Below are 22000 nucleotides of genomic sequence, written 5' to 3' on the forward strand. Positions count from 1 at the left end.
CCCACCTCCTCGTCGTCGCGTCGCGGGCCATCAGCGCGGCCCGTCGGCGGCGGGGGCGGGGACGAGGGAGTCGAATTGCGGCACGATGCGGTCCGCCTCGCGGTACAGCCCGCGCTCGAGCCAGGCGAAGAGCAGCAGCGCCGCCAGCAGGCAGACCGAGAGCACCGCCCAGATCGGCACGAAGCCGATCATGCGCCGACGGCGGGCGCGGCGCGGCTGCGGCGCCGGCAGCGCGGGCGGGGCGGGGACGCGGCGGCGGACCACGGCGAAGAGCCGGTCGCGCAGCGCCTCCACCTCGGCGGTGCCGTCGCGCCGCAGGTGGTAGCGGCCCTGGAAGCCGAAGGAGAGCAGCAGGTGCAGCAGCTCGGCGAGGTCCGCCTGTCCGGCGGGGTCGGCCAGGGCGCGGTCCACCAGGGTGAAGAAGGTCTCGCCGCCCCAGGTCTCGCCGTGCAGCCGCGCCAGCAGGCTGGACTGGGCCCATTCGCTGCGGTCGCCCCAGGGCGTCGACAGCACCGCCTCGTCCAGCGCGACGCAGAGCGCGTAATGGGTGGCCTGGCTCGTCTCGGGCCGCAGGCGCGCGGCGCCCGCCTCCTCGAGAAAGCGCCCCAGCGCGCGCACGCAGGCCTCCTTCAGCGCCTCGGCGTTGCCCGAGGCGGCCCCTTCCCGCAACCGCGCCAGCAGCGCCAGCAGCGGCCAGGCGGCCCGCACCAGCGGGCCGTAGCCGGCGGGCGCGGCGGGCAGGGGGGCGTTGTCGCCGGGCGGCGGCGGAGGGGCGGGGCGCGCCTCCACGGGGAGGGTGGCGTCGTCGCCCGGGGTGCCGGCGCGGCCGTCGAACAGCGGCAGTCGGCGTTCCGGCGGCGCCATCCCTCAGCCGCCCTGCCGGATCGCCCAGAATTCGAGCGCGAGCCCCGGGAATTCGCTGCCGACATGGAAGGCGAAGGCGGGCGAGTTCTGGAGCTGCCGCCAGATCTCCGCCGAGCGGTCCAGCTCCAGGTACACCGTGCCGGTGCGGAACGGGATCTCGCGCGGCGCCACCGGCATCGGCCGCAGCGGGATGCCGGGAAGCTGGAGGTTGACGAGGCTGCGGATGGCCTCGGCGGGGCCGACCTTGGCCTGCGGCGGGAAGGCGGCGCGCAGCCGCTCCGGGTCCATCTCGGCGCGCGCGGCGAGCACGTAGCTGGCGCTGCCCAGCAGGCTGCGATCCACGATGGGCGAGACCCAGATCCCCGGACCGCGGCTGATCAGCTCGAGCGCGATGGCGCTCTCCACCGTGAGCTGGCTGAGCGCCGCGCGGATCGCGCCGAGCAGGCCGGCGAGCGGGGGCCAGGGATCGGCGTGGCGCCAGTCCGGCAGCGGGCCGGGGCGGCGCTCGACGCGCGAGAAGGTGGCGAGCGCCCCGGCCAGCCGCAGCGCCTCGGCGTGCAGCGCGGCCGGCCGCGCCTCCTCCTGGCGCGCGAACTGCGCGAAGACCGGCTCGTGGGTGTTGAGGAGCTGCAGCAGGGCGAGGTCGAGCATGCCGATCACGTCGGCGCCGGCGCGCGACGGATCGACCCGCGCGGCGAGCGAATCGGCGCGCGTGGCGAGCATGCCCTGCACCTCGCGCGCGAAGGCGGCGAAGACCGGGTGGGCGCCGAGGCGCAGGGATGGCGGCACGTAGGCGGCATCCAGCACCGCCGCCCCGCTCGCCTCGATGCGCGCGACGCGGGCGAGCGGCATGGTGATCCGGTCGTCCTCCGGCTCGCCCTCGAGCAGCAGGCCGAGCCGCGGCAGCGCGACCGGCAGCTCCGCCGTCGGCGCCTGCCCGGTGACGTCGCGCACGGGCTGCATGTGCCGCCGGTAGCGGCCATGGGCGGGATCGAGCTCCGGCTCGTCGCTGGCGCGCGCCGGGACGGCGAGCTTGACCAGCCGGCCCGCCGCGTCCGGCGTGACGAGCCGTGGCGGCGGCAGCGGGTCGCGGTCGGGGGCGAGGACCGGCGTGCCGTCCGGCAGGACGGCGTGCAGGCTCTCGACGGCGACGCGGCCGAGGGCGAGCTGGGTCACGTCCAGCCGCAGGCTGCGCACGCCCCAGGAATCGCCGCCGGCGGCGGCGACGCGCTGCTCGACCAGCGCCTCGACCCAGCGGTTGAGCTGCTGCAGGTGCTGGGGGCGGATGAGCTGGCCCTCGAGCCAGAGCGGGCGGCCGTAGAGCGACATCGCTAGAAGATCCCGAGGAAGCGGGAGCGGCGGGGCTTGGTGACGGCGAGCGAGAGCGGGTCGAGCTGGATCAGCACGCGGTTGCGGCCTTCCACCTCGAGCGGCACCGAGGCGCGCCAGGTGATGCCGTTGAGCGAGCGGTAGGCGGCGACGACGCCGATGAAGCGGGCGGCGGGATCGGCGTCGCGCTCCCAGGCCTGGCTCTTGCCGGGCTGCATCTCCAGCTCGCGCCGGTTCAGCAGGTCGGCGCCGAGCTTCGCCGCGTCCTCGTTGTAGAGGTCGAAGAAGGAGAGCTGGTTGAAGGTGTCCACCGACTTCAGCTCGTAGACGCGCACCACGATGGGGGAGGGCTGCTCCTCCGAATTCGGGTTCACGCCGGGGGAGGCGTTGACCTGCAGGCTGGTGCGGGTCGGGTCCGCGCCGCAGGCGCCGAGCAGCACGATCAGGGCCATGCCCGTTCCGGCGGCCCGGCGCGGGTACCGCGGCAGGCTCCCGCGGTGAAAGTCCCGCTGGGGCTCCCGCTGGGGCTCCCGCTGGGGCTCCCGGTCGCGCCGCATCGTCAGTGCTGATCCGTCGACCGCGGCTCCGCCGGGGCCGACCGCGCCGGGATGCGCAGCTGGCCGGGGCCGGCCGGGCCGGCGGCGTGTTCCGCGGCGGGGTCCCAGGTCAGCCGGCGCGGCTCGGCGCGCAGCCGCTCGGCCAGGTCCTTGCGGAAGCGGCTCTCGGCCGCCTCGCGTATCTCGGCCTCCAGCGCCTGGAACTGGTGCCAGAGCTCGGCGCGGCGGAGCAGCGGCAGCCGGCTGCGCAGCGTCCCGGCGAGCCGCTTCTCGATCTCCCGGGCGGAGAGGGAAAGGGTGAGGTTGCTGGCCGCCTGCTCGGCCGCCGTCCAGGTCTGCCGCTCCCGCGCGGCGGCGAGGGCGAAGGCGGCGTGCAGCAGCGCGGCGAGCTGCGGCTGCGGCGTGCGCAGGTAGTCGCCGATGCCGCGCAGCCCCTTCGCGAGCGGGTTGTCGGTGATCTCGGCGCGGGGCGGCAGCGCGCTCCCGACCTCGCGCAGCAGCGCGCCGGCGCTGAGGCAGGCTTCCTGCAAGGCCTGGCCGAGCGATTCCATCAGGGCCGGCTCGGCCCGGGCCGGCGGGGAGACGCCGAAGCCCCTCCAGAAGGCGTCGAGCGCCGTCGCCGCGTCGTTCGTGCCGTGGGGGGACGAGGGGGGCGGCAAGGGGTCGGGCGGCGGCGCGCCCATGGCGGGGAGCCTTCCCGCCTCGGACGGGTCCCGGCGCGGTGCCGGCGTCGGGATGGCGGCGGCCGGCGGGGCGGCCGGCGGGGCGGCCGGTGGGGCAGGCAGGGACGCGGATGGCGAGGATGCGGGCGGGAAGGCCGAGGCGGGTGGAGGGAGGTCCGCCGGCGGCGGGACGGGCCCGGTCGCCGGCGGGGTCAGCGGCCCCACCAGATCGTCGAGGGTCAGGGTGAAGCGTTCCGTCGGTGCCGCGCCGTCACTCGGATCGGCTGCCGGCGCCGCGCCGAAGGTCGGAAGTGCCGATGCCCCGGCCGGTGGCAGGCCGAAGACCGGGAGCGGTGGCGGCGCCGGCCGGTGCGGCGGGGCGTCCGCGGGCGGATCGGGGAGCGGGGCGTCGGGGCGCGCCGTCGGGCCAGCCGGCGCCTGCGCCTGCTCCGTGACGATCGGCTCCACCAGCAGCCGGAAGGCGCCGATCCCGATCTCGTCCCCGGGGCGCAGCGCGCCGCGCTCCGCTCTCGCCAGCCGGCGGCCGTTCAGCCGCGTGCCGTTCAGGCTCTGATCGGTCAGCCCGAAGGCGGTTCCGTCCCAGTCCACCCGTGCGTGCCGTGACGAAACGGTGCGGCTGGGATCGACGAGGACGAGCGCGCCATCCGCGGCGCGCCCGATCCAGCCTCCGTCCGTTCCGAAGGCGGCGGGCGCGCCGGCAGGTCCTTCCGGACCGTTCACGGTCAGGAACAGGGTCGGCATGCACTGGCATGTCCGGCCGAGCCGGCGCCGCGCCGCGAGGGCCGCCGAGCAGGCATGCCCTGCGGGGCTCCGGTCGATACAGGCTCCTCCCGAGGGATGCGACGTGCCGCGCGGACTGAAACTTTTCCGTTTCCCAAACCCATGATTGATCCAGCCTGGAGCCGCTTCCACAGATACGAGTATTCCGGACACGATCCAAGGCGGGGAATCGGACGGGCGACCGAAAATCCGAGCGTGTCACCGGGATGCACGGATCGACAGCCCGGACCGGCCTGCCGGCGGATCTGCCGCCCGGCAGGAGCGCCTTCGCGGCCCGCGGGAACCGCGCCGGACAGGGGGATGGCGGCCGGCGCCGCGGCATTGCCGGCGCATGCGCGGATGGACGCGGTCGCGGGGCGCCGCCGTCACGCTTCGGCCCGGCCACCGCCTGCGGACGGGCGGAGTTCACGCCGACGGTGACGTTGCGCGGCCGGCCCCGGCATCCCTGCCGGCCGAGCGCGGGACGTCGATGTGGCGGCCGCCTCCGTCGACGTCGCGGTGGCGGTGCATCCGGCATCCTTGCGTTCGCATGCGACGCACCTCTCCATGCTCCCGGCACATCCGGGCGCCTCCGCCGGCGAGAAGGCGGGCCGCATCCCGACCGCCGGCGACGCCTCGCCCGAGGATGACGCGATCGACGTCGCGCCGCGCGGATCATGCACCCGATCGGCCGCGCCGCCGCGTCCGCTCCCGATGCGCCGCGCGCCGCCGCGCCCGCTCTTTGCGCCTGCGCCCGCGGCATTGCCCGATCGGCAGGCGTCGGCCTGCACGGTCTTCGGGCAGAACATCGGAATCGACGGCAAGGCGCCGTTGATTCGGGCTGGCAAAGCGCCGCCGCTGTGCCACTCTCCGGGCCCTGGCAGGACGGATGGCCGCATGTCGGGGCAGACGCACGATCCGATCGAGTTCGAGCTGTTCAAGAACGCCATCTTCTCGGTGGCGGACGAGATGGCGCTGACCATCCACCGCACGACCTACTCCTCCGTGCTCAAGGACAACATGGACTACTCCACCGCCTTCTGCGACGCGCAGGGGCGGCTGGTGGCGCAGGGGCTGACGCTGCCGAGCCATCTCGGCTCGATCCCCGCGGCGCTGGCGGCGGTGCTGCGCCGCTTCGGCGACGACATGCACGAGGGCGACGTGTTCGCCCTCAACGACCCGTTCGAGGGCGGCATGCACCTGCCCGACATCTTCCTGTTCCGCCCGATCTTCGTCGATGGCGAGCGGCTGGCGATCGCCGCCACCATCTGCCACCACACCGATGTCGGCGGCCGCGTCGCCGGCTCCAACGCCTCCGACAGCACCGAGATCTACCAGGAGGGGCTGCGCATCGCGCCGATGCGCATCTACGACCGCGGTCGCCCCAACGAGACCTTCTTCACCTTCGTCGAGCGCAACGTGCGCGTGCCGGTGAAGGTGTTCGGCGACCTGCGGGCGCAGATGGCCGCCTGCACCATCGCCGAGCGCGCCTTCCGCGACCTGGTCGGCCAGTACGGCGCCGGCAAGGTGGTCGCCTACATGGCGGAGCTGCTCGACTACGCGGAGCGGCTGACGCGCGCGGCGATCCGCGACCTGCCGGACGGCGAGTGGCGCTTCCTCGACCACATCGACGACGACGGCGTCGAGCCGGGCCGCCCGATCCCGCTGCAGGTGACGCTGCGCAAGACCGGCGACCGGCTGGTGGTGGACTGGACCGGCAGCTCGCGGCAGGTGAAGGGCGCGATCAACAACACCCTGTCCTTCACGCGCTCCGCCTCCTACTGCGGCATACGCTCGATCCTGCCCGCCAACATCCCGAACAACGAGGGCTACTTCCGCGCCATCGAGGTGGTGGCGCCGCCCGGCACCATCGCCAACGCCGTGCTGCCCGCCGCCTGCGCCGCGCGCGGCCTGACGGGCTTCCGCATGGTGGACGCGATGTTCGGCGTGCTGGCGATGATGCTGCCCGACCGCGTCGGCGCCGCGGGCGACGGCGGCAACACCGGCGTCTCGATCGGCGGCTACGACGCCGAGCGCCGGCCCTTCATCTACGTCGACTTCACCTGCTGCGCCTGGGGCGGCCGCCCCTGGGCGGACGGGCTGGACGGCAACTCGCACATGTTCGCCAACATGTCCTCCCAGCCCATCGAGGTGACCGAGGCCGAGCACCCGATCCAGATCCTCTCCTACGGCTTCATCCCGGACACGATGGGCCCCGGCCGGTACCGGGGCGGCGCGCCCTTCTGCCGCGAGTACCGCTTCCTGGAGACGGAGGGCGTGCTTCAGGTGCGCTCCGACCGGCGGACCTTCCGGCCCTTCGGCCTGTATGGCGGCCTGCCCGGCAAGCCTTCCATGAACACGCTGACGCGCGACGGCGCGACCGAGGTGCTGCCCTCCAAGTTCTGCATCACGATCCGGCGCGGCGACGTGTTCCGGCATGAGGTGGCGGGCGGCGGCGGCTGGGGCGACCCGCTGGAACGCGACCCCGCCGCGGTGCTGCGCGACGTGCGCAACGGGCTGGTCTCGCCCGGGGCGGCGCGCGACGACTACGGGGTGGTGGTGGACACGGGGCGATGGGCGGTGGACGAGCCGGCGACGGCGGCGCTGCGCCGCGAGCTCGCCCGGGCCCGCGGCGGCGCGCCGCCGCCCGCGGTGAACCGCGGCCCGGCGCCGGCGGCGGCCCCGGAAGCAGCCCGGGCGGCGGAGTAGCGCGGCATGCTGGAAGCCTCCCCCGCCTGGCGCGTCGGCGTCGACATCGGCGGCACCTTCACCGACATCGTCTTCGTCTCGCGCAACGGCGAGGTGCGCACGCGCAAGGTCTCCTCCTCGGTGGGCGACTACGGCCGCGCCATCGTCGAGGGGCTGCTCGCCGTGTTCGACGATAGCGCCAAGGACGGGGGCGGCTTCGACGGCCGCTCGGTGGCCGAGGTGCTGCACGCGACCACGGTCGCCTCCAACGCCATCCTGGAGGCGAAGGGCGCGCGCACCGGCCTGATCACCACGCGCGGCTTCCGCGACGTGCTGGAGATCCGCACGCTGCGCATGCCGCGCCTCTACGACCTGCACTGGCAGAAGCCGCCGCCGCTGGTGGAGCGCTACCTGCGCCACGAGGTGACCGAGCGCGTCAACGTCCGTGGCGAGGTCGAGGTGCCGCTCGACGAGGCCGAGGTCGAGGCGGCGGTGGACGCGCTGCTGGCGGAGGGCGTCGAGGCCATCGCGGTCTGCCTGATCCATGCCTACGCCAACCCGGCGCACGAGCGGCGGATCGGCGAGATCGTCGCGCGCCGCGCCCCCGGCAAGGTGCTCTGCCTCAGCGCCGAGGTGCTGCCGGAGATCAAGGAGTACGAGCGCACCTCCACCACGGTCATCAACGCCTATGTCCGCCCGCTGGTGGGCGCGTACCTGACGAAGCTGATCGGCAGTCTCTCGGGCATCTCGGTGGGCGCGCCGCTGATGCTGATGCAGTCGAATGGCGGGCTGATGACGGCCGAGGAGGCGGCGCGCCTGCCCATGCACGTCATCGAGAGCGGCCCGGCCGCCGGCGTGGTTGGCGCCGCGGCGCTGGCGGCGCGCATCGGCGAGCCGCGCGTCATCTCCTTCGACATGGGCGGCACCACCGCCAAGGCCGGGCTGATCGAGGATTACGAGGTCAGCCGCGCCGCCGAGTACTCGGTGGGCGGCGGCATCATGGTGGGATCGCGGCTGCTGACCGGCGCCGGCTACCAGCTCAAGGTGCCGGCGATCGACCTCGCCGAGGTGGGGGCGGGCGGCGGCTCGCTGGTCTGGATCGACCCGGCCGGCGCGCCGCAGGTGGGGCCGGAGAGCGCCGGGGCGCGGCCGGGGCCGGTCTGCTACGGCCTCGGCAACGAGCAGCCCACCGTCACCGACGCCAACCTCGCGCTCGGCTACCTGAACCCGACCCACCTCGTCGGCGGGCAGCTGCGCATCGACGCGGAACGCGCCCGCCGCGCCATCGCCGAGCGCGTGGCGGCGCCGCTGGGCCTCTCCGTCGAGCAGGCGGCGCATGGCGCGCACCTGATCGCCGCCTCCAACATGATCCGCGCCATCAAGGCGGTCTCCTCCGAGCGCGGCCGCGACCCGCGCCGCTTCGCGCTGGTGGCCTTCGGCGGCAACGGCCCGCTCTTCGCCGCCGGCATGGCGATGACGCTCGGGCTGAAGCGGGTGATCGTGCCGCCCTCGGCCGGCGTGTTCTCGGCCGTCGGGCTGCTCTGCTCGGATGTGGAATACCACCTGACGCGGAGCTGGCGCCGGCTGCTGCTGGGCCTGCCCGTGGCGGAGCTCGCCGCGGGCGTCGCGGCGCTGGAGGAGGAGGCCGCGTCCAGGCTCGCCGCCGACGGCTTCCCGCCCGGGCGGCGCGAGATACGCCGCACCGCGCGGCTGCGCTACCAGGGGCAGTCCTTCGACCTCGCCGTGAAGCTGCCGGACGGGCCGGTGGGGCCCGACACCCTGGCCGCGCTGGCCGAGGGCTTCGGCGCCGAGCACGAGCGCACCTACGGCCACCGCGCCGGGCCGGAGGAGCCGGTGGAGATCGTCGGGCTGCAACTGGTCGGCCGTGGCCTGCCGGAGTCGGCGCGCATGCCCGAGCGGTTGCAGGCGGCCAACCCGGTGCCGGCGCAGCCGCCGCGCCCGGCCTATTTCGGCGCGCGGCACGGCTGGCTGGAGACGCCGGTGCTGGCCCGCGCCGACCTCGTCACGCCGCGCCCCGGCCCCTGCATCGTCGAGGAGTACGACGCGACCTGCCTGGTGCCGCCGGGCTGCACCGCGTCGCTGGACGGCTTCGGCAACATCGTCATCGACATCCAGGGCTGAACCCCCGGCGCTGAATCCGGGGCCGGGCCGCACGGCGGCGGAGGAGAAGCGGATGCTGCGACACGTGATCGGCGGGCTGGCCATGCTCGCCGCGGCAACGCTGCCGGCCCTGGCGCAGGTGCCGCAGAGCCTCGTCGCCGGGCCGCGCGTCAACATCGTCGCGGTGACGCAGCCGCTGCCGACGCAGCCGCAATTCGCCCGCGTCGACGTGCCCTACCTGCGCGAATTGCTGCCGCAGCGCAGCGGCGGCCGCATCGCCGTGCAGCTTTCCACCCATGCCGAGCGCAACCTCGGCGGCAGCGAGATCGTGCGCCTCGTGCGCTCCGGCCAGGCGGATATCGGCGGCGGCACGCTCTCCACCATCTCGGGCGACGTGCCCTTCCTCGACGGCATCGACCTCGCCGGCCTCAGCCCGGACATGCCGATGGCCAAGCGCATCGCCGAGGCGATCCTGCCCCAGGCCAACCAGGACCTGCAGCGCTTCGGCGTGCGGGTGCTCGGCATCTATCCCTTCCCGGCGCAGGTGATCTGGTGCCGCGCGCCCTTCCGCTCGCTGGCCGACCTGCGCGGGCGGCGGATACGCACCTTCGGCAGCTCGCTGACCGACTTCGTCACGGCGATCGGCGGCCAGCCCGTCAGCCTCGGCTTTCCCGAGGTGTACAGCGCATTGGAGCGCGGCGTCGCCGACTGCGCCGTCACCGGCACCGGCAGCGGCGCCGCGGCGCGCTGGCCGGAGGTGACCTCGCACATCTCCGACCTGCCGCTCTCCTGGGCGCTGACCGGCTATCTGGTGAACCTCGCCTGGTGGAACCGGCTGGACCCGCCGGTGCGCGACTTCCTGGAGGCCAGCTTCCGCGAGATCGTCGACAGGCAGTGGGAACTCGGCGCCGCCGCGACGCGCGACGGGCTCGACTGCGCCACCGGGCAGGCCGCCGGCTGCCACCTGCACCCGCTCGCCGCGCGCCCCATCGTCGAGGTGCGTGCCTCCGATGCCGACCGGGCCCTGGTGCGCGAGACCTTCCAGCGCACCGTGCTGCCGAATTTCGTGCAGCGCTGCGGCGCCCGCTGCGGCGAGATCTACAACCAGGTGATCGCGCCGATCTCGGGCATCCGCTTCGGCGGCTGAAGGGCCTCGTCTCCGGGCGCCCGGCGGCGGGTCCTGCCGCGGGGTTCCCTCCGCGCCGGGGCACGCCCGGAAGGGACCGTCCGGCCGCCCGCGCCGCCTTGCGGGTGGCAAGGCGCATGGCGGGGCGCGCGCGGCCCCGTGGCGTTCGTCGCCGGGGACCGGCCGCCGCCCGACACGGCGCGCCGGCCCGATCCGTGCAAGGACGGGCGCGGCCGCCGCCCCCGAGGGCGGGCCGAACCCATGCCCGCCGCGACGTCGCCGTGGCGGCGTCGCCAGGGACCGCCGCATGACCGTCCGCACCGCCTGCTTCCCGAACGGACCCGCCGTGAACCCCTGCGGCCTCGACCCGCGCGGCGGCGCCGGGGGTGCCTGCAGCGCCGGGAGCTTCCCGGCTCCGTTCAAGGAGGGGCGGATGAGCGACATCCACCGCCGCGCGCCCTTCCGGCCCCGCGGCCGCACCAGCCGGGGCGTGCCGGGCGGCGTGTCCGGCCCCGGCGTGCCAGGCTGCGGGCCGGCCGTCCAGGCCATGGCGCGGCTGCCGGCGGGGGAAGGCTGATGCCGGTCGTCGCCTTCCACAGCAGCCTCGATTCGCCCGCGGACTGGGAGCCGGCGCTGCGCCGGCACCTGCCCGACCTCGACTGGCGCACCGACGAGCGGCCCGGCGACCCGGCCGAGGTGCAGGCGGTGCTGGCCTGGAAGCCGCCGCCGGGCTACTTCGCGCGCTTCCCGGGGCTGCGCCTCGTGGTCAACCTCGGCGCGGGGGCGGACGCGCTGCTCGGGCGCGACGACCTGCCGGCGGTGCCGATCAGCCGGTTGAACGACCCCGGCATGGTGCGGCTGATGACCTCCTACGTGGTCTTCGCCGTCACCCGCCACGCGCGCGACATCCCGGCCTTCGAGGCGGCGCAGCGGCGGCGCGAATGGCGCTACATCCACCCGCGCCCCCTCGACGCCTGTCGCGTCGGCGTGCTCGGCCTCGGCGAGCTGGGGGCGGCGGCGGCGCTGGCCCTGGCGGCGATGGGCTACACGGTGCGCGGCTGGTCGCGCTCGCCGAAATCCCTGCCCGGGATCGGCTGCCTGCACGGCGAGGCGGGGCTGCGCGCGCTGCTCGCGGCCACCGACGTGCTGGTGGTGATGCTGCCCCTGACCGGCGCGACGCGCGGCCTGCTGGATGCCGGGATGCTGGCGCTGCTGCCGCGCGGCGCCGCGCTGGTGAATGTCGGGCGGGGGCCGGTGGTGGCGGAGGCGGCGCTGGTGGAGGCGCTGCGCTCGGGGCGGCTCGGCGGCGCCACGCTCGACGTGTTCGACCGCGAGCCGCTGCCGCCGGAGCACCCGCTCTGGGCCATGGAGAACGTGCTGATCACGCCGCACATCGCCAGCATCACCGTGCCCGGGGAGGCGGCGCCGGACGTGGCCGAGAGCATCCGCCGCGTGCTGGCCGGCCGGCCGCCGCTGCACGAGGTGCAGGCAGGGCGGGGCTACTGATGCGCAACCCGTCGGCAACCGGTCGGGGCCGGCCGGACCGGCGGCGCGGCGCCGGAGGCCGTTCCGAGGCCGGCGCCGCGCGTCGACCCGCCGGGCTGCCGGCGCGCATCCCCGGCCGTACCGGCGCGCCGTGAAGGGAGGGCCTGCCCTCATTCCGGCACACCGATTGCCAGGCGATCCCACTGCCAGGCGATCCCACTGCCGGGCGATCCCGCTGCCAGGCGATCCCGCAGGCCGATGCAGACATCCCGGGCGACCTCCCGCACAGGGACATACCGCCGGGCCAGCCGGAGTTGACGAGAATGCCCGCTCTCTCCCGACGCAGCGCCCTGGCGCTCGGCGCCGCCGCCCTCGCCACCCCGCACCTCGCCAACGCGCAGGCCGGCAAGCTCAGCGTCTCGGTCTGGGGCGGCTCCTGGCGCGACCTCGTCGCCAGCCAGGTGGGGCGGAAGTTCACCGCCGAGACCGGCGCGCCGGTCGAGTTCGTCACCGGCGGCACCATCGACCGGCTGAACAAGGCCAAGCTGGCCAAGGGCTCGCCCGAGACCGACATCACCTTCACGACGAGCCATATCGGCTGGCTCTACGCCAATGACGGGCTGTTCGAGACGCTCGACCTCGGCCGCATCCCCAACGCCGCCGGCCTGGTGCCGCAGGCACGGATCAGCCCGATGCATGTCGGCGCCTGGTCCTACGTGTACACGATCGGCTACCGCCCGGACATCGTGAAGGACATGGCGTTCGAGTCCTGGGCCGATCTCTGGAAGCCGGCGATGGCCGACAGGCTGGCCGCCCCCGACTGGGACCCGAGCCACCTGATCGCCGTCGCCTGCAAGCTGGAAGGTGTGCCGATCACCGAATGGCAGCGCGCCCAGGGCCGGCTGCGCGCCCTGCGGCCGAGCTTCCACGCCTTCTACACCAGCGACGCCAACGGCCAGCAGCTGATCGGCAGCGGCGAGACGCCGGTGCAGGTGATCCTGTCGATGAACGCGCACTACATGGCCGCGCAGGGCACGCCGCTCCGCCTGGCCATGCCGAGGGAGGGCGCGGTGCTCGGCATCGACACCGTCTCGGTCATGCAGGGCAGCCGCCGGCAGGAGCTCGCCTACCGGTTCATCAACACCGTGCTCGACCCCGAGGTGCAGGCGGCGATCGCCACCGAGAAGAAGGGATCGCCCACCGTCGCCGGCGCGCGGCTCGCGCCCGAGGTGGCCTCGCTGCCCGGCATCTTCACCTCCGCCGAGCAGTGGAACACCCAGGCGCTGGTGATCGACCACCGGCTGCGCGCCGAGAAGACGGCGGAGTGGCGGCAGTGGTTCCAGGAGAACATCATCGCCCGCTGATCCGGCCCGCGCGCCGCCCGATGCGGAACGACCGACCCTTCCTGCGCTGGTTCGTCACCCCCGCGGCGCTCGCCGCCGCGGGCACCGTCGCGATGCTGGCGGCGATCCTGCAGTACGCGCTGCGCGCGCACGTGCCCGGCTCGCTGGAGCCGGGCGGCTTCACGCTGGCGAATTTCGCCACCCTGCTGCGGCCGCTCTACGCCGGGGTGTTCCTCGACACGGTGCTGATCTGCCTGATGACGGCGGCCTTCTCGCTGCTGGCCGCCTACCCGCTGGCCTACGCGCTGGTGCGGGCGCGCCGGCGCTGGGTGCGCTCGCTGGTGCTGATCGCCTCGGTCACGCCGCTCTTCCTGGGCGAGGTGGTGCGGACCTACGCCTGGCTGGTGGTGCTCGGCGGCAACGGCTTCGTCAACGGCACGCTGCGCGCGCTGGGGCTGATCGAGCGGCCGCTGCCGCTCATGTTCACCCGCACCGGCGTGCTGCTGGCGCTGGTGCACGTCACCCTGCCGGTGGTGGTGATCATGCTGGCCGCCGGCCTCGCGCATGTGGACCGCACGCTGGAGCGGGCGGCGCAGGCGCTGGGCGCCGGGCCGGTGCGCACCTTCCTCACCGTGACCCTGCCGCTCTCTCTGCCCGGCGTCGTCGCCGGGCTGACCACCGCCTTCGCCTGGACCTTCAGCGCCTTCGCGACGCCGCAGATCATCGGCGGCGGCAAGGTGAACCTCGTCTCCAACCTCGTCTACTCGCTCGGCCTCGCCTCCTTCAACTTCCCCTTCGCCGCGGCGCTCTCGGCGGCGGGGCTGGCGCTGACGGCGCTGGCGCTGGCGCTGCTCGGCGGCGCGCTGCGGCCGCTCGCCCGGCTCGGCAGGGCGGCGCCATGAGCGCTTCCGCGGGCGCCGCCGGGGCGCGCCGCCGGCGGCGCGACGCCGCGGGCACCCTGCGGCGCTGGGGTGGGCGGCTGCTGGTGCTGGCGCTGCTGGCCTACGTTCTGGTGCCGGTCCTGGTCGCCTGCGTCGCCGCCTTCGACACGCGCGCCGTGACCGCCTTCCCGCCGCGCGACCTCACCCTGCGCTGGTTCGCGCAGGCGCTGGCCTACGAGGATTTCCGCGCCGGCGCCGCCAACGGCGCGATCGTGTCGCTGGCGGCCTCCACCCTGGCGCTGGCGATCGGCGCCGCGGCGGCCTACGCGATCGACCGCTACCGCTTCCCGGGCCGGCGCTTCCTGGAGGCGCTGCTGGCCGCCCCGCTGATCGTGCCGCACTTCGTGCTGGGCCTCGGCGCGCTGATCCTGGTCGCCTCGGCCGGGCTGCCGCGCGGCTTCGCGCTGGTGATCGCGGTGCACGTGGTGCTGGTGCTGCCCTTCGTGATCCGCAGCGTCCACATCTCGCTGCGCAACGCCGACCGGCGGCTGGAGGACGCGGCGATGGCGCTCGGCGCGCGCCCCTGGCGCGTGCTGTGGACCGTCACGCTGCCCTCGCTCGCGCCCGGCCTCGCCGGCGGCTGGCTGTTCGCGGCGGTGCTCTCCTTCAACGAGTTCACCGCCTCGCTCTTCGTCACCTCGCAGCGGACCCAGACCCTGCCCGTCGCCATGTACAACTACGTGCGCGAGTACGCCGATCCCTCGATGGCGGCGCTCTCCGCCCTCTACATCCTGGCCACCGCCGCGCTGCTGATCCTGGCCGACCGGCTGATCGGCCTCGGCCGTGTCCTCGGCACCGAACACGCGGAGGGCGGCCATGCCGGCGGCTGACACGCTGACGCTCGAGGCGCCCGCCGCGCCGGCGCGCGCCGCGCGGCCGATGCTGCGCCTCGACGGGGTGAGCAAGCGCTACGGCGCGCTGACCGTGCTGCACGAGGCCTGGCTGAAGGTGGAGCGCGGCGAGTTCGTCACGCTGCTGGGCCCCTCGGGCTGCGGCAAGACCACGCTGCTCAACCTCGTCGCCGGCTTCGCCCGGGCCGATGGCGGCGAGGTGCTGCTCGACGGCGAGCCCATCACCGACCGGCCGGTGTGGGAGCGCGACATCGGCATGATGTTCCAGTCCTACGCGCTGTTCCCGCACATGAGCGTGGCGCGGAACGTGGGCTACGGGCTGCGCTGCCGCGGCCTGCGCGGCCGGGCGGAGGCGGCGCGGGTGGAGGAATCGCTGTCGCTGGTCAAGCTCGCGCATCTCGCCGCGCGCCGGCCGGCGCAGCTTTCGGGCGGGCAGCAGCAGCGCGTGGCGCTGGCCCGCGCCCTGGCGCCGCGCCCGCGCCTGCTGCTGCTCGACGAGCCCTTCTCGGCGCTCGACCGCAACCTGCGCATCGCCATGCAGACGGAGCTGAAGGAGATCCAGCGCCGGCTCGGCGTCACCACCGTCTTCGTCACCCACGACCAGGACGAGGCGCTGTCCATGTCGGACCGCATCGCGGTGATGTCGGAGGGGCGGATCCTCCAGTACGACACGCCCGAGGCGATCTACCGCCGGCCCGCCGACCGCTTCGTGGCCGGCTTCGTCGGCGACGCGGCGGTGCTGCGCGGCCGGCTGCTGCGCCGTGGCGGCGCGTCGGCCGTGGTGCAGGTGGGTGAGGCGGCGCTGCCGGTGCCGTCGGCGCCGCTCGACGGGGTCGCGGAGGGCGCGGCGGTGGAGGTGTTCATCCGCCCCGAATGCCTGGCGCCGGCGCGCGAAGGCCCCGCGCTGCTGGAGGGGCGGATCGCCGCCCGCGCCTACATGGGGGACCGCACGGAATTGCAGATCGAGACGCCGCTCGCGCCGTCGGGACGCATCCTGCTGCGCGTCGCCGGCGGCGGCTTCGCGGTGGGGGAGCGCCTGGCGGTGGCGCTGGTGCCGGCGGCCGACGGCGCCATGCCGTCGGCCTTCCCGGCCGCCTGAGCGGCAGGGCGCCGTCCCGGGCGCCCGCTCCTCGGCGATCCCCGGGCACGCCGAAGGACGGCGCCGCCGGGTCGGGCGCGCGCCGCGCGGGGAGCATTTTCAGGCTGGGCGCACCCGCCCGGCGGCTCCGGTCCGCGCCCTGCCGGTTCCGCGCCGTCCGGAGGCGGGCCGGCTCGCCCAACGGACCGTCGTGCCGGGTCCCGCGAGACGTTCCAGGCCTCCTGAATCGGCCGGGCCTCCGAGGGCCGGGCGTCGCCCCGCCCACTCGCCCGCTGGCGGAGAGACCGCGCCATCCGGCGATTCCTGCCATCCTCGCACGCGGTCGCCCTCGATGCCGGCAGTCACCGCATCGGGATACTGCCACCATCGTATGATTGCGCGCCCGAACAGCCGGTCGCTAAGGATCCGCGGCGCGGATGCCGCCTGTACGAAGGATCCTGCCATGTCGACCGTGCCGGCCCGGTCCGGTTGAAGCCCGGCCGAACCCCCGACGCGCCGGATCGTTCCGGGACCTGGCGCTGCCATGCCGGCGACGGCCGCCGGCCATCCCGCGTCGCCGCTCATTCCCGCAGCCGCCGCTGCCCCAGCCCGCGAAGGAGTTCCTGCCATGTCCAGCGTCACCACACGGGACGGCGTCCAGATCTTCTACAAGGACTGGGGGCCGAGGGAGGCGCGGCCGATCGTGTTCCATCACGGCTGGCCGCTGTCCGCCGACGACTGGGACGCGCAGATGCTGTTCTTCCTGGCCAACGGCTACCGCGTCGTCGCGCATGACCGGCGGGGCCACGGCCGGTCGGCGCAGGTGAGCGAGGGCCACGACATGGACCACTACGCCGCCGACGCCGCGGCGGTCGTGGAGCATCTGGACCTGCGCAACGCCGTGCATATCGGGCACTCGACCGGCGGCGGCGAGGTCGCGCGCTACGTCGCCAGGCACGGGCAGGCGAGCGGGCGCGTCGCGAAGGCGGTGCTGGTCTCCGCCGTGCCGCCGCTGATGCTGCGGACGGCGGGCAACCCGGAGGGACTGCCGATCGAGGTGTTCGACGGCTTCCGCAAGGGCGTCGCCGGCAACCGGGCGCAGCTTTACGTCGATGTCGCGGCCGGTCCGTTCTACGGCTTCAACCGGCCGGGGGCGACGGTGTACCAGGGCGTCGTCGACAACTGGTGGCGCCAGGGCATGATGGGCAGCGCCAAGGCGCACTACGACGGCATCAAGGCCTTCTCGGAGACGGACCAGACGGAGGACCTCCGGGCGATCACGGTGCCGACCCTGGTGCTGCACGGCGAGGACGACCAGATCGTCCCGATCGCCGACGCGGCACTGAGGTCGATCAAGCTGCTGCGGCACGGCACGCTGAAGACCTATCCGGGCTTTCCGCACGGCATGCTCACCACGCATGCCGACGTGATCAACCCCGATCTCCTCGCCTTCGTGAAGGGCTGAACGGCCTCCATCCGGCGGGCGCGACAGCCGGCACGGGCAGGCGTTCCATCGCCGCCGATGTGCGGACGGTCACGGCCCCGGCCCGGCCCGTCTCCGCGAGACGATCCATCCCGCATGGAGCACCCGCACGCGCGAGGGTGCCCCGGTGGGTGCCCCGGTGGCACGACGCAGATTTTCCGCCGCCTCTCCCGATCGGCACGAAGGAAGGAACCCATGTCCCATCCCGCCTCGAGCGCACCGACGGTCGTTCTCGTGCACGGCGCCTGGGCCGACGCCTCCAGCTGGAGAAGCGTCATCCCCCTGCTTCTCGGAGCGGGGCTCAGCGTGGTCGCCGTGCAGAATCCGACCACCTCCCTGGCCGACGACGTCGCCGCGACGCGGCTGACACTCGACAGCATCGACGGTCCGGTCGTGCTCGCGGGGCACAGCTGGGGTGGAACCGTGATCACCGAGGCCGGCAATGATCCGAAGGTGAAGGCCCTCGTCTTCGTGGCGGCCTTCGCGCCGGATGCCGGGCAGTCGACCGGCGATCAGGTCTCGGCCCATCCCGCCCCGCCCGCGCTGGGCGGCGTCGTGCCCTTCGGCAACGGCTATCTCAAAATGAGTCCCGAAAGCTGGATCCACAATGTGGCGCAGGATCTCGGCAGGGAGGATGCGCTTCTGCTGTCGGTGGTCCAGACCCCGCTGGGGCTGTCGACCTTCGGTGACAAGGTCGGCAAGGCGGCCTGGTCCGACCGGCCGTGCTGGTACCTCGTCTCCGGCGACGACCGGGCGGTGAGCGTCGAGCTGCAGCGCGAGCTTGCGACCCGCATGAACGCACGGACGGTCGAGCTGGCATCCAGCCACATGTCGCCGCTCTCCCAGCCGAAGGCGGTCGCCGATGCCATCCTCGATGCCGTTGCCGCGGTGACCTCCGCGGAGAGGGCCGGCCCCCCGGCCTGATCCCGTCCCGATCCGACGGGCCGGACGCATCCTCGGATGGCCGGCCGGGGAGCCGGCCACGGCGGGTGAACGCGTCACGTCGCCGGCGGCGACGGGCCTCAGGCCGCCGCGCGCGGCGGCCCCTGGCGCAGTCGCGCCGACTCCAGCGCGCGCGTCGCGGGCAGCAGGCGGCGCCCGTAGTCGATCGCGTCCTCCAGCGGGTCGAAGCCGCGGATCAGGAAGGTGTCGACGCCGAGGGCGCGGTATTCCAGCAGCGCCTCGGCCACCTGCTCCGGCGTGCCGACCAGCGCCGTGGTGTTGGCGCCGGCGCCGACGGCGGCCGCCACCTCGGTCCAGAGCCGCCTGTCGCGCACCGCGCCGCCCTTCGCCGCCTCCAGCAGCCGGCGCGAGCCCTCGCTCTGCGGCTTCGGCGTGCCCTGGCCGAAGCGCTCGCCGCGCAGCTCCCGGATGCGCTCCAGGATGCCGCGCGCCCGCGCCCATGCCCCTTCCTCCGTGTCGCCCAGCACCGGCCGCACCGAGAGGCTGAAGCGGATCGAGGCCGGGTCGCGCCCCGCCTCGGCCGCCGCCCTGCGCACGCGGCGGATGCTCTCGCGCGCCTGCTCCAGCGTCTCGCCCCAGAAGGCGTAGACGTCGGCGTGCTTGCCGGCGAAGGCCACGGCGGCCTCCGAGGAACCGCCGAAGAAGATCGGCGGATAGGGGCTCTGCACCGGCCGGATGTCGGAGAAGGCGCGCTCGTACCGGTAGTAGGGGCCCGCATGGTCGAAGGGCGCCGTCTCGGTCCAGACGCGGCGCAGCAGGCCGACATACTCGTCGGTGCGGGCGTAGCGCTCGGCGTGGTCGAGGAAGTCGCCGTCCTGGCGCTGCTCGGCGTCGTTGCCGCCGGTGATGATGTGGATGCCGGCGCGGCCGCCGCTGAGCTGGTCGAAGGTGGCGAATTGCCGCGCCGCCAGGGTCGGCGCGATGAAGCCCGGCCGGTGCGCCACCATGAAGCCGAGGCGCTTGGTGTTCGCCGCCGCGTGGCTCGCCACCAGCAGCGCGTCGGGCGAGCTGGAGTGCCAGGCGACCAGCACGCGGTCGAAGCCGCCTTCCTCGTGCGCCTGCGCGAAGCGGGCGATGTAGTCGGGCTGGAAGTTCGGGCCGCTCGGCGGGTGGATCTCCGAGGACGGGCGGTGGGAGATCATGCCGATGAACTGGATGGGATGTTCGGTCATGGCGGTTCCTCGTTCGGTGCGTGGTCTGGCGGTCAGGCGGTGAGCCGCAGGCGGCGCAGCGCGGCGCCCGTGGCGGCGAAGTCGGCGGCGAGGCGGTCCGCGACCGCCCCGGGCGGCAGCGGCGTCGGCCGCAGGCCGAGGCCGCGCAGCCTCTCCGCGATGGCGGGCTCGGCCAGCGCCTCGTTGTAGGCGGCGTTCAGCCGCGCCACCGTGTCGCGCGGCGTGCCGGCGGGGGCGAAGACGGCGAACCAGCCGCCATCCGGCCAGTCGCGGCCGATGCCCTGCTCGTCCAGCGTCGGCAGGTCCGGCAGCGCGGCCCAGCGCTCCGGCCCCACCACGGCGAGGCCGCGCAGCCGGCCGTCGCGGATCAGCGGCATCGCCGCCGGGTCGACGATCAGCTGCGTGTCGCCCGACAGCACGCTGTTCACCGCCGCCGCGCTGCCGGGGAAGGGCACGTGCACCATCTCGGCGCCCGCCTGCTCGGCCAGCAGCGCGCCGCGCAGATGGCCGGAGGAGCCGATGCCCGACGAGCCGTAGTTCAGCGACCCCGGCGAGCGACGCGCCAGCGCCAGCAGCCCGGCCACGTCGTGCGCCGGCACGGCGGGGTTGACCGCGACGACGCTGTAGGCGTTGCCGGTGAAGGCCACCGGCGCGAAGTCGCGCAGCGGGTCGAAGCCGGCCTGGTTGAGGTGCGGCGCCACCACGAAGATGGCGCCCGAGACGTTGAGCAGGGTCTCGCCGTCCGGCGCCGCCTGCGCCACCAGCCGCGCGCCCAGCACGCCGGCCGCGCCGGCGCGGTTCTCCACGATGACGCTGCGCCCGAGCCGCTCGCCCAGGGCGCGCGACATCAGCCGTGCCGTGTTGTCGTTGGTGGCGCCCGGCGGGTAGGGCACCACGTAGCGGATCGGCCGGTCGGCCGCCTGGCCCGCGCGGGCGAGGCGTGGTGCCAGGGCAGGAAACGCCAGCAGCGGCGCGGCGGCGAGCAGTCGGCGGCGGGTTGGCATGGTGGGCGCACTCATGGCTGGGTCGTGTCCGCGACCTGGACGGTGCCGCCCGGGCGGGCGGCGACGAGGGGAACGGGACCGGCGGCCGTGCGCTCGCGCGAGCCGGCAAGGCCGCTGGCGCCGATGGCGAGGATCGCGGCCACCCAGAGCAGGGTGGTGCGCCAGAGCAGCGCGATGAGGGGCCGGAGCCGGCTCATCGGCCCTCCTCCAGCAATCGCGCGCGGCCGGCGGCGAGGTGCGCCGCGTCGGCCTGCGGCGCGTGCACGCGGGCGCAGAGCACGTCCCGCAGGTGCCGCTCGATCGCGTTGCCGCGCGCATGCGCGTGGTTGCCGGCCAGCGAGGCGGCGATCTCCACCGCGCGGATGGCGTTCTCCACCAGCGCCGTTTTCAGCAGCGCCGCCTCGCCCGGTGCGGGCACCGCGCCGCGATCCGTGTCGGCAGCCGTCGCGTCGACCAGCCTTGCGTTGACCGCGAGCAGCCCCTCGATCTCGCCCACCTTCTCCTGCATGCGCGGCAGAGTCGCGAGCGGCGCGCCGAGGCCGCTGGGCACGCGCCGGCGCAGGAAGTCCGCCACCCAGTCGCGCGCCGCCCGCGCCACGCCGGTGTAGAGGGCGCCGAGCGCCACGGCGTTCCAGGCCGCCTGCTCCGGATCGGCGTCGCGCCAGGAAGCGGGCGGGCGCAGCTCGGCGGCGTTCTCCTCCGGCAGGCGCACGCCCTCGAACACCACGTCGTGGCTGCCGCTGGCGCGCATGCCGAGATGGTCCCAGGTCTCGACGATGCGCACGCCCGGCGCGTCCGCCGGCACCAGCACATGGCCGAGGCGCGGCGCGTCCTCGTCGGTGCGCGCCCAGACGTCGAGCCAGCGCAGCCCCGGCGCGCCGGTGCAGTAGAGCTTGTGCCCGTCCAGCACCCAGCCGCCATCCGGCGCGCGCCGGATCACCGTCGCCGGCAGCCCGCCGCGCGTCGGCGAGCCCAGCTCCGGCTCCACCCGCAGCGCGTTGATCAGCGCGCCGTGGCGCACCGCGTCCGTCGCGATGCGCGCATGCAGCGCCGCCGGCCAGCGACCGCCGCGCGCGGCGGCGGCGTGCTTGAGCAGCTGCATGGCGAAGACCAGCGCGGTGGCGGCACAGCCCTCGGCGACGATGCCGATCGCCTCGGCGGATTCGGCCAGCCCGGCGCCGGTGCCGCCGAAGCGGCGCGGCACGGTCAGGGCGAGCAGACCGGCCTCGTGCAGCGCGGCGAAATTCGCGTGCGGGAAGCTGCCCTCGCGGTCGTGCAGCGGCGCCGCGGCGGCGAAGTCGCGGGCCAGGGCATGCAGATCGGATGCGCGCAGGTCGGGCGCGGCGGCGGCAAGGGTCAGGGCAACGGACATCGTGCGTTCCTCGTCTCGCGCGGTTCGGGGCTTCGCCCCGGGCCCCACCAGGAAGGGCGCCGCCCTTCCTGGACCTCCGCCGGCGTTCCGGGCCTCGCGGGTTGGAACGCGCGGGCCGGAAACCCAACGGGGGGTCCGGGGGGCTTCGCCCCCGGCGGGGATTGCCAAGGGGCGGCGCCCC

Annotated in this window: 19 protein-coding genes; 11 read left to right on the forward strand and 8 right to left on the reverse strand. The window is 74.9% G+C overall.

Translation table 11 applies throughout. From position 1 onward, the window contains the following. Positions 1 to 30: 30 nt before the first annotated feature. The 4 genes from icmH to M0638_RS08295 all read right to left on the reverse strand — a co-directional run bounded on the left by icmH (position 31) and on the right by M0638_RS08295 (position 4174). Complete coding sequence (icmH, locus tag M0638_RS08280; protein ID WP_248666497.1) at positions 31 to 864, reverse strand: type IVB secretion system protein IcmH/DotU; 834 nt, start codon at positions 862 to 864, stop codon at positions 31 to 33. A 3-nt stretch (positions 865 to 867) separates the two neighbouring features. Then, positions 868 to 2193, reverse strand: a complete 1326-nt coding sequence (tssK, locus tag M0638_RS08285) for a type VI secretion system baseplate subunit TssK (RefSeq protein WP_248666498.1) — start codon at positions 2191 to 2193, stop codon at positions 868 to 870. A gap of 2 nt (positions 2194 to 2195) precedes the next feature. Continuing rightward, positions 2196 to 2645: a type VI secretion system lipoprotein TssJ gene (gene tssJ / locus M0638_RS08290; protein WP_248666499.1), complete on the reverse strand. Its 450-nt coding sequence runs from the start codon at positions 2643 to 2645 to the stop codon at positions 2196 to 2198. A gap of 107 nt (positions 2646 to 2752) precedes the next feature. Then, positions 2753 to 4174, reverse strand: coding sequence for an FHA domain-containing protein (locus tag M0638_RS08295; protein ID WP_248666500.1), 1422 nt, complete (start codon positions 4172 to 4174; stop codon positions 2753 to 2755). Positions 4175 to 5089: 915 nt separating this feature from the next. On the opposite strand from M0638_RS08295, the gene M0638_RS08300 reads away from it, so the two are divergent. The 11 genes from M0638_RS08300 (at position 5090) to M0638_RS08350 (ending at position 18232) form a co-directional block, all read left to right on the forward strand. Then, complete coding sequence (locus tag M0638_RS08300) at positions 5090 to 6901, forward strand: hydantoinase B/oxoprolinase family protein (RefSeq protein WP_248666501.1); 1812 nt, start codon at positions 5090 to 5092, stop codon at positions 6899 to 6901. Positions 6902 to 6907: 6 nt separating this feature from the next. Next, positions 6908 to 9022 (forward strand): hydantoinase/oxoprolinase family protein, encoded by a 2115-nt coding sequence (locus tag M0638_RS08305; RefSeq protein ID WP_248666502.1) that lies wholly within the window; start codon positions 6908 to 6910, stop codon positions 9020 to 9022. A gap of 52 nt (positions 9023 to 9074) precedes the next feature. Then, the gene (locus tag M0638_RS08310; RefSeq protein ID WP_248666503.1) at positions 9075 to 10148 is read left to right on the forward strand and encodes a TRAP transporter substrate-binding protein; all 1074 of its coding nucleotides are present in this window, start codon (positions 9075 to 9077) and stop codon (positions 10146 to 10148) included. A gap of 286 nt (positions 10149 to 10434) precedes the next feature. Beyond that, the gene (locus M0638_RS08315; RefSeq protein WP_248666504.1) at positions 10435 to 10704 is read left to right on the forward strand and encodes a hypothetical protein; all 270 of its coding nucleotides are present in this window, start codon (positions 10435 to 10437) and stop codon (positions 10702 to 10704) included. Next, positions 10704 to 11633, forward strand: a complete 930-nt coding sequence (locus tag M0638_RS08320; RefSeq protein ID WP_248666505.1) for a 2-hydroxyacid dehydrogenase — start codon at positions 10704 to 10706, stop codon at positions 11631 to 11633. The genes M0638_RS08315 and M0638_RS08320 overlap by 1 nt, the downstream gene beginning before the upstream one ends. Before the next feature lie 302 nt (positions 11634 to 11935). After that, complete coding sequence (locus tag M0638_RS08325) at positions 11936 to 12976, forward strand: ABC transporter substrate-binding protein (protein ID WP_248666506.1); 1041 nt, start codon at positions 11936 to 11938, stop codon at positions 12974 to 12976. Positions 12977 to 12996: 20 nt separating this feature from the next. Continuing rightward, complete coding sequence (locus tag M0638_RS08330; RefSeq protein ID WP_248666507.1) at positions 12997 to 13857, forward strand: ABC transporter permease; 861 nt, start codon at positions 12997 to 12999, stop codon at positions 13855 to 13857. Next, positions 13854 to 14726: an ABC transporter permease gene (locus tag M0638_RS08335; RefSeq protein WP_248666508.1), complete on the forward strand. Its 873-nt coding sequence runs from the start codon at positions 13854 to 13856 to the stop codon at positions 14724 to 14726. The genes M0638_RS08330 and M0638_RS08335 overlap by 4 nt, the downstream gene beginning before the upstream one ends. Further along, positions 14713 to 15846 (forward strand): ABC transporter ATP-binding protein, encoded by a 1134-nt coding sequence (locus M0638_RS08340; protein WP_248666509.1) that lies wholly within the window; start codon positions 14713 to 14715, stop codon positions 15844 to 15846. The genes M0638_RS08335 and M0638_RS08340 overlap by 14 nt, the downstream gene beginning before the upstream one ends. A gap of 607 nt (positions 15847 to 16453) precedes the next feature. Continuing rightward, positions 16454 to 17290, forward strand: coding sequence for an alpha/beta fold hydrolase (locus tag M0638_RS08345; RefSeq protein ID WP_248666510.1), 837 nt, complete (start codon positions 16454 to 16456; stop codon positions 17288 to 17290). Positions 17291 to 17503: 213 nt separating this feature from the next. Beyond that, on the forward strand, positions 17504 to 18232 hold the full coding sequence (locus M0638_RS08350) for an alpha/beta fold hydrolase (RefSeq protein ID WP_248666511.1): 729 nt from the start codon (positions 17504 to 17506) through the stop codon (positions 18230 to 18232). A 98-nt stretch (positions 18233 to 18330) separates the two neighbouring features. On the opposite strand, the gene M0638_RS08355 is transcribed toward M0638_RS08350, so the two are convergent. The 4 genes from M0638_RS08355 to M0638_RS08370 are packed head-to-tail and all read right to left on the reverse strand — an operon-like array spanning position 18331 to position 21819. Continuing rightward, positions 18331 to 19443, reverse strand: coding sequence for an LLM class flavin-dependent oxidoreductase (locus tag M0638_RS08355; protein ID WP_248666512.1), 1113 nt, complete (start codon positions 19441 to 19443; stop codon positions 18331 to 18333). A gap of 32 nt (positions 19444 to 19475) precedes the next feature. Next, on the reverse strand, positions 19476 to 20447 hold the full coding sequence (locus M0638_RS08360) for a Bug family tripartite tricarboxylate transporter substrate binding protein (protein WP_248666513.1): 972 nt from the start codon (positions 20445 to 20447) through the stop codon (positions 19476 to 19478). 11 nt (positions 20448 to 20458) lie between these two features. Next, positions 20459 to 20644 carry a hypothetical protein gene (locus M0638_RS08365; protein ID WP_248666514.1) on the reverse strand — a complete coding sequence of 62 codons (186 nt, stop codon included), beginning with the start codon at positions 20642 to 20644 and terminating at the stop codon, positions 20459 to 20461. Then, complete coding sequence (locus M0638_RS08370) at positions 20641 to 21819, reverse strand: acyl-CoA dehydrogenase family protein (protein ID WP_248666515.1); 1179 nt, start codon at positions 21817 to 21819, stop codon at positions 20641 to 20643. The genes M0638_RS08365 and M0638_RS08370 overlap by 4 nt, the downstream gene beginning before the upstream one ends. Between the last annotated feature and the right edge of the window lie 181 nt (positions 21820 to 22000).

Origin of the sequence: Roseomonas acroporae (genome assembly GCF_023223525.1) — a bacterium.
Taxonomy (GTDB): Bacteria; Pseudomonadota; Alphaproteobacteria; order Acetobacterales; family Acetobacteraceae; genus Roseomonas_E; species Roseomonas_E acroporae.

Bases quoted from the DNA above. Each gene is read 5' to 3' on its own strand.
- M0638_RS08370 (WP_248666515.1), bottom strand. From the start codon at position 21,819: ATGTCCGTTGCCCTGACCCTTGCCGCCGCCGCGCCCGACCTGCGCGCA.
- M0638_RS08310 (WP_248666503.1), top strand. From the start codon at position 9,075: ATGCTGCGACACGTGATCGGCGGGCTGGCCATGCTCGCCGCGGCAACG.
- M0638_RS08350 (WP_248666511.1), top strand. From the start codon at position 17,504: ATGTCCCATCCCGCCTCGAGCGCACCGACGGTCGTTCTCGTGCACGGC.
- M0638_RS08300 (WP_248666501.1), top strand. From the start codon at position 5,090: ATGTCGGGGCAGACGCACGATCCGATCGAGTTCGAGCTGTTCAAGAAC.
- M0638_RS08345 (WP_248666510.1), top strand. From the start codon at position 16,454: ATGTCCAGCGTCACCACACGGGACGGCGTCCAGATCTTCTACAAGGAC.
- M0638_RS08335 (WP_248666508.1), top strand. From the start codon at position 13,854: ATGAGCGCTTCCGCGGGCGCCGCCGGGGCGCGCCGCCGGCGGCGCGAC.
- tssK (WP_248666498.1), bottom strand. From the start codon at position 2,193: ATGTCGCTCTACGGCCGCCCGCTCTGGCTCGAGGGCCAGCTCATCCGC.
- M0638_RS08305 (WP_248666502.1), top strand. From the start codon at position 6,908: ATGCTGGAAGCCTCCCCCGCCTGGCGCGTCGGCGTCGACATCGGCGGC.
- M0638_RS08355 (WP_248666512.1), bottom strand. From the start codon at position 19,443: ATGACCGAACATCCCATCCAGTTCATCGGCATGATCTCCCACCGCCCG.
- M0638_RS08340 (WP_248666509.1), top strand. From the start codon at position 14,713: ATGCCGGCGGCTGACACGCTGACGCTCGAGGCGCCCGCCGCGCCGGCG.
- M0638_RS08330 (WP_248666507.1), top strand. From the start codon at position 12,997: ATGCGGAACGACCGACCCTTCCTGCGCTGGTTCGTCACCCCCGCGGCG.
- M0638_RS08315 (WP_248666504.1), top strand. From the start codon at position 10,435: ATGACCGTCCGCACCGCCTGCTTCCCGAACGGACCCGCCGTGAACCCC.
- M0638_RS08320 (WP_248666505.1), top strand. From the start codon at position 10,704: ATGCCGGTCGTCGCCTTCCACAGCAGCCTCGATTCGCCCGCGGACTGG.
- M0638_RS08365 (WP_248666514.1), bottom strand. From the start codon at position 20,644: ATGAGCCGGCTCCGGCCCCTCATCGCGCTGCTCTGGCGCACCACCCTG.
- M0638_RS08295 (WP_248666500.1), bottom strand. From the start codon at position 4,174: ATGCCGACCCTGTTCCTGACCGTGAACGGTCCGGAAGGACCTGCCGGC.
- M0638_RS08325 (WP_248666506.1), top strand. From the start codon at position 11,936: ATGCCCGCTCTCTCCCGACGCAGCGCCCTGGCGCTCGGCGCCGCCGCC.
- tssJ (WP_248666499.1), bottom strand. From the start codon at position 2,645: ATGGCCCTGATCGTGCTGCTCGGCGCCTGCGGCGCGGACCCGACCCGC.
- M0638_RS08360 (WP_248666513.1), bottom strand. From the start codon at position 20,447: ATGCCAACCCGCCGCCGACTGCTCGCCGCCGCGCCGCTGCTGGCGTTT.
- icmH (WP_248666497.1), bottom strand. From the start codon at position 864: ATGGCGCCGCCGGAACGCCGACTGCCGCTGTTCGACGGCCGCGCCGGC.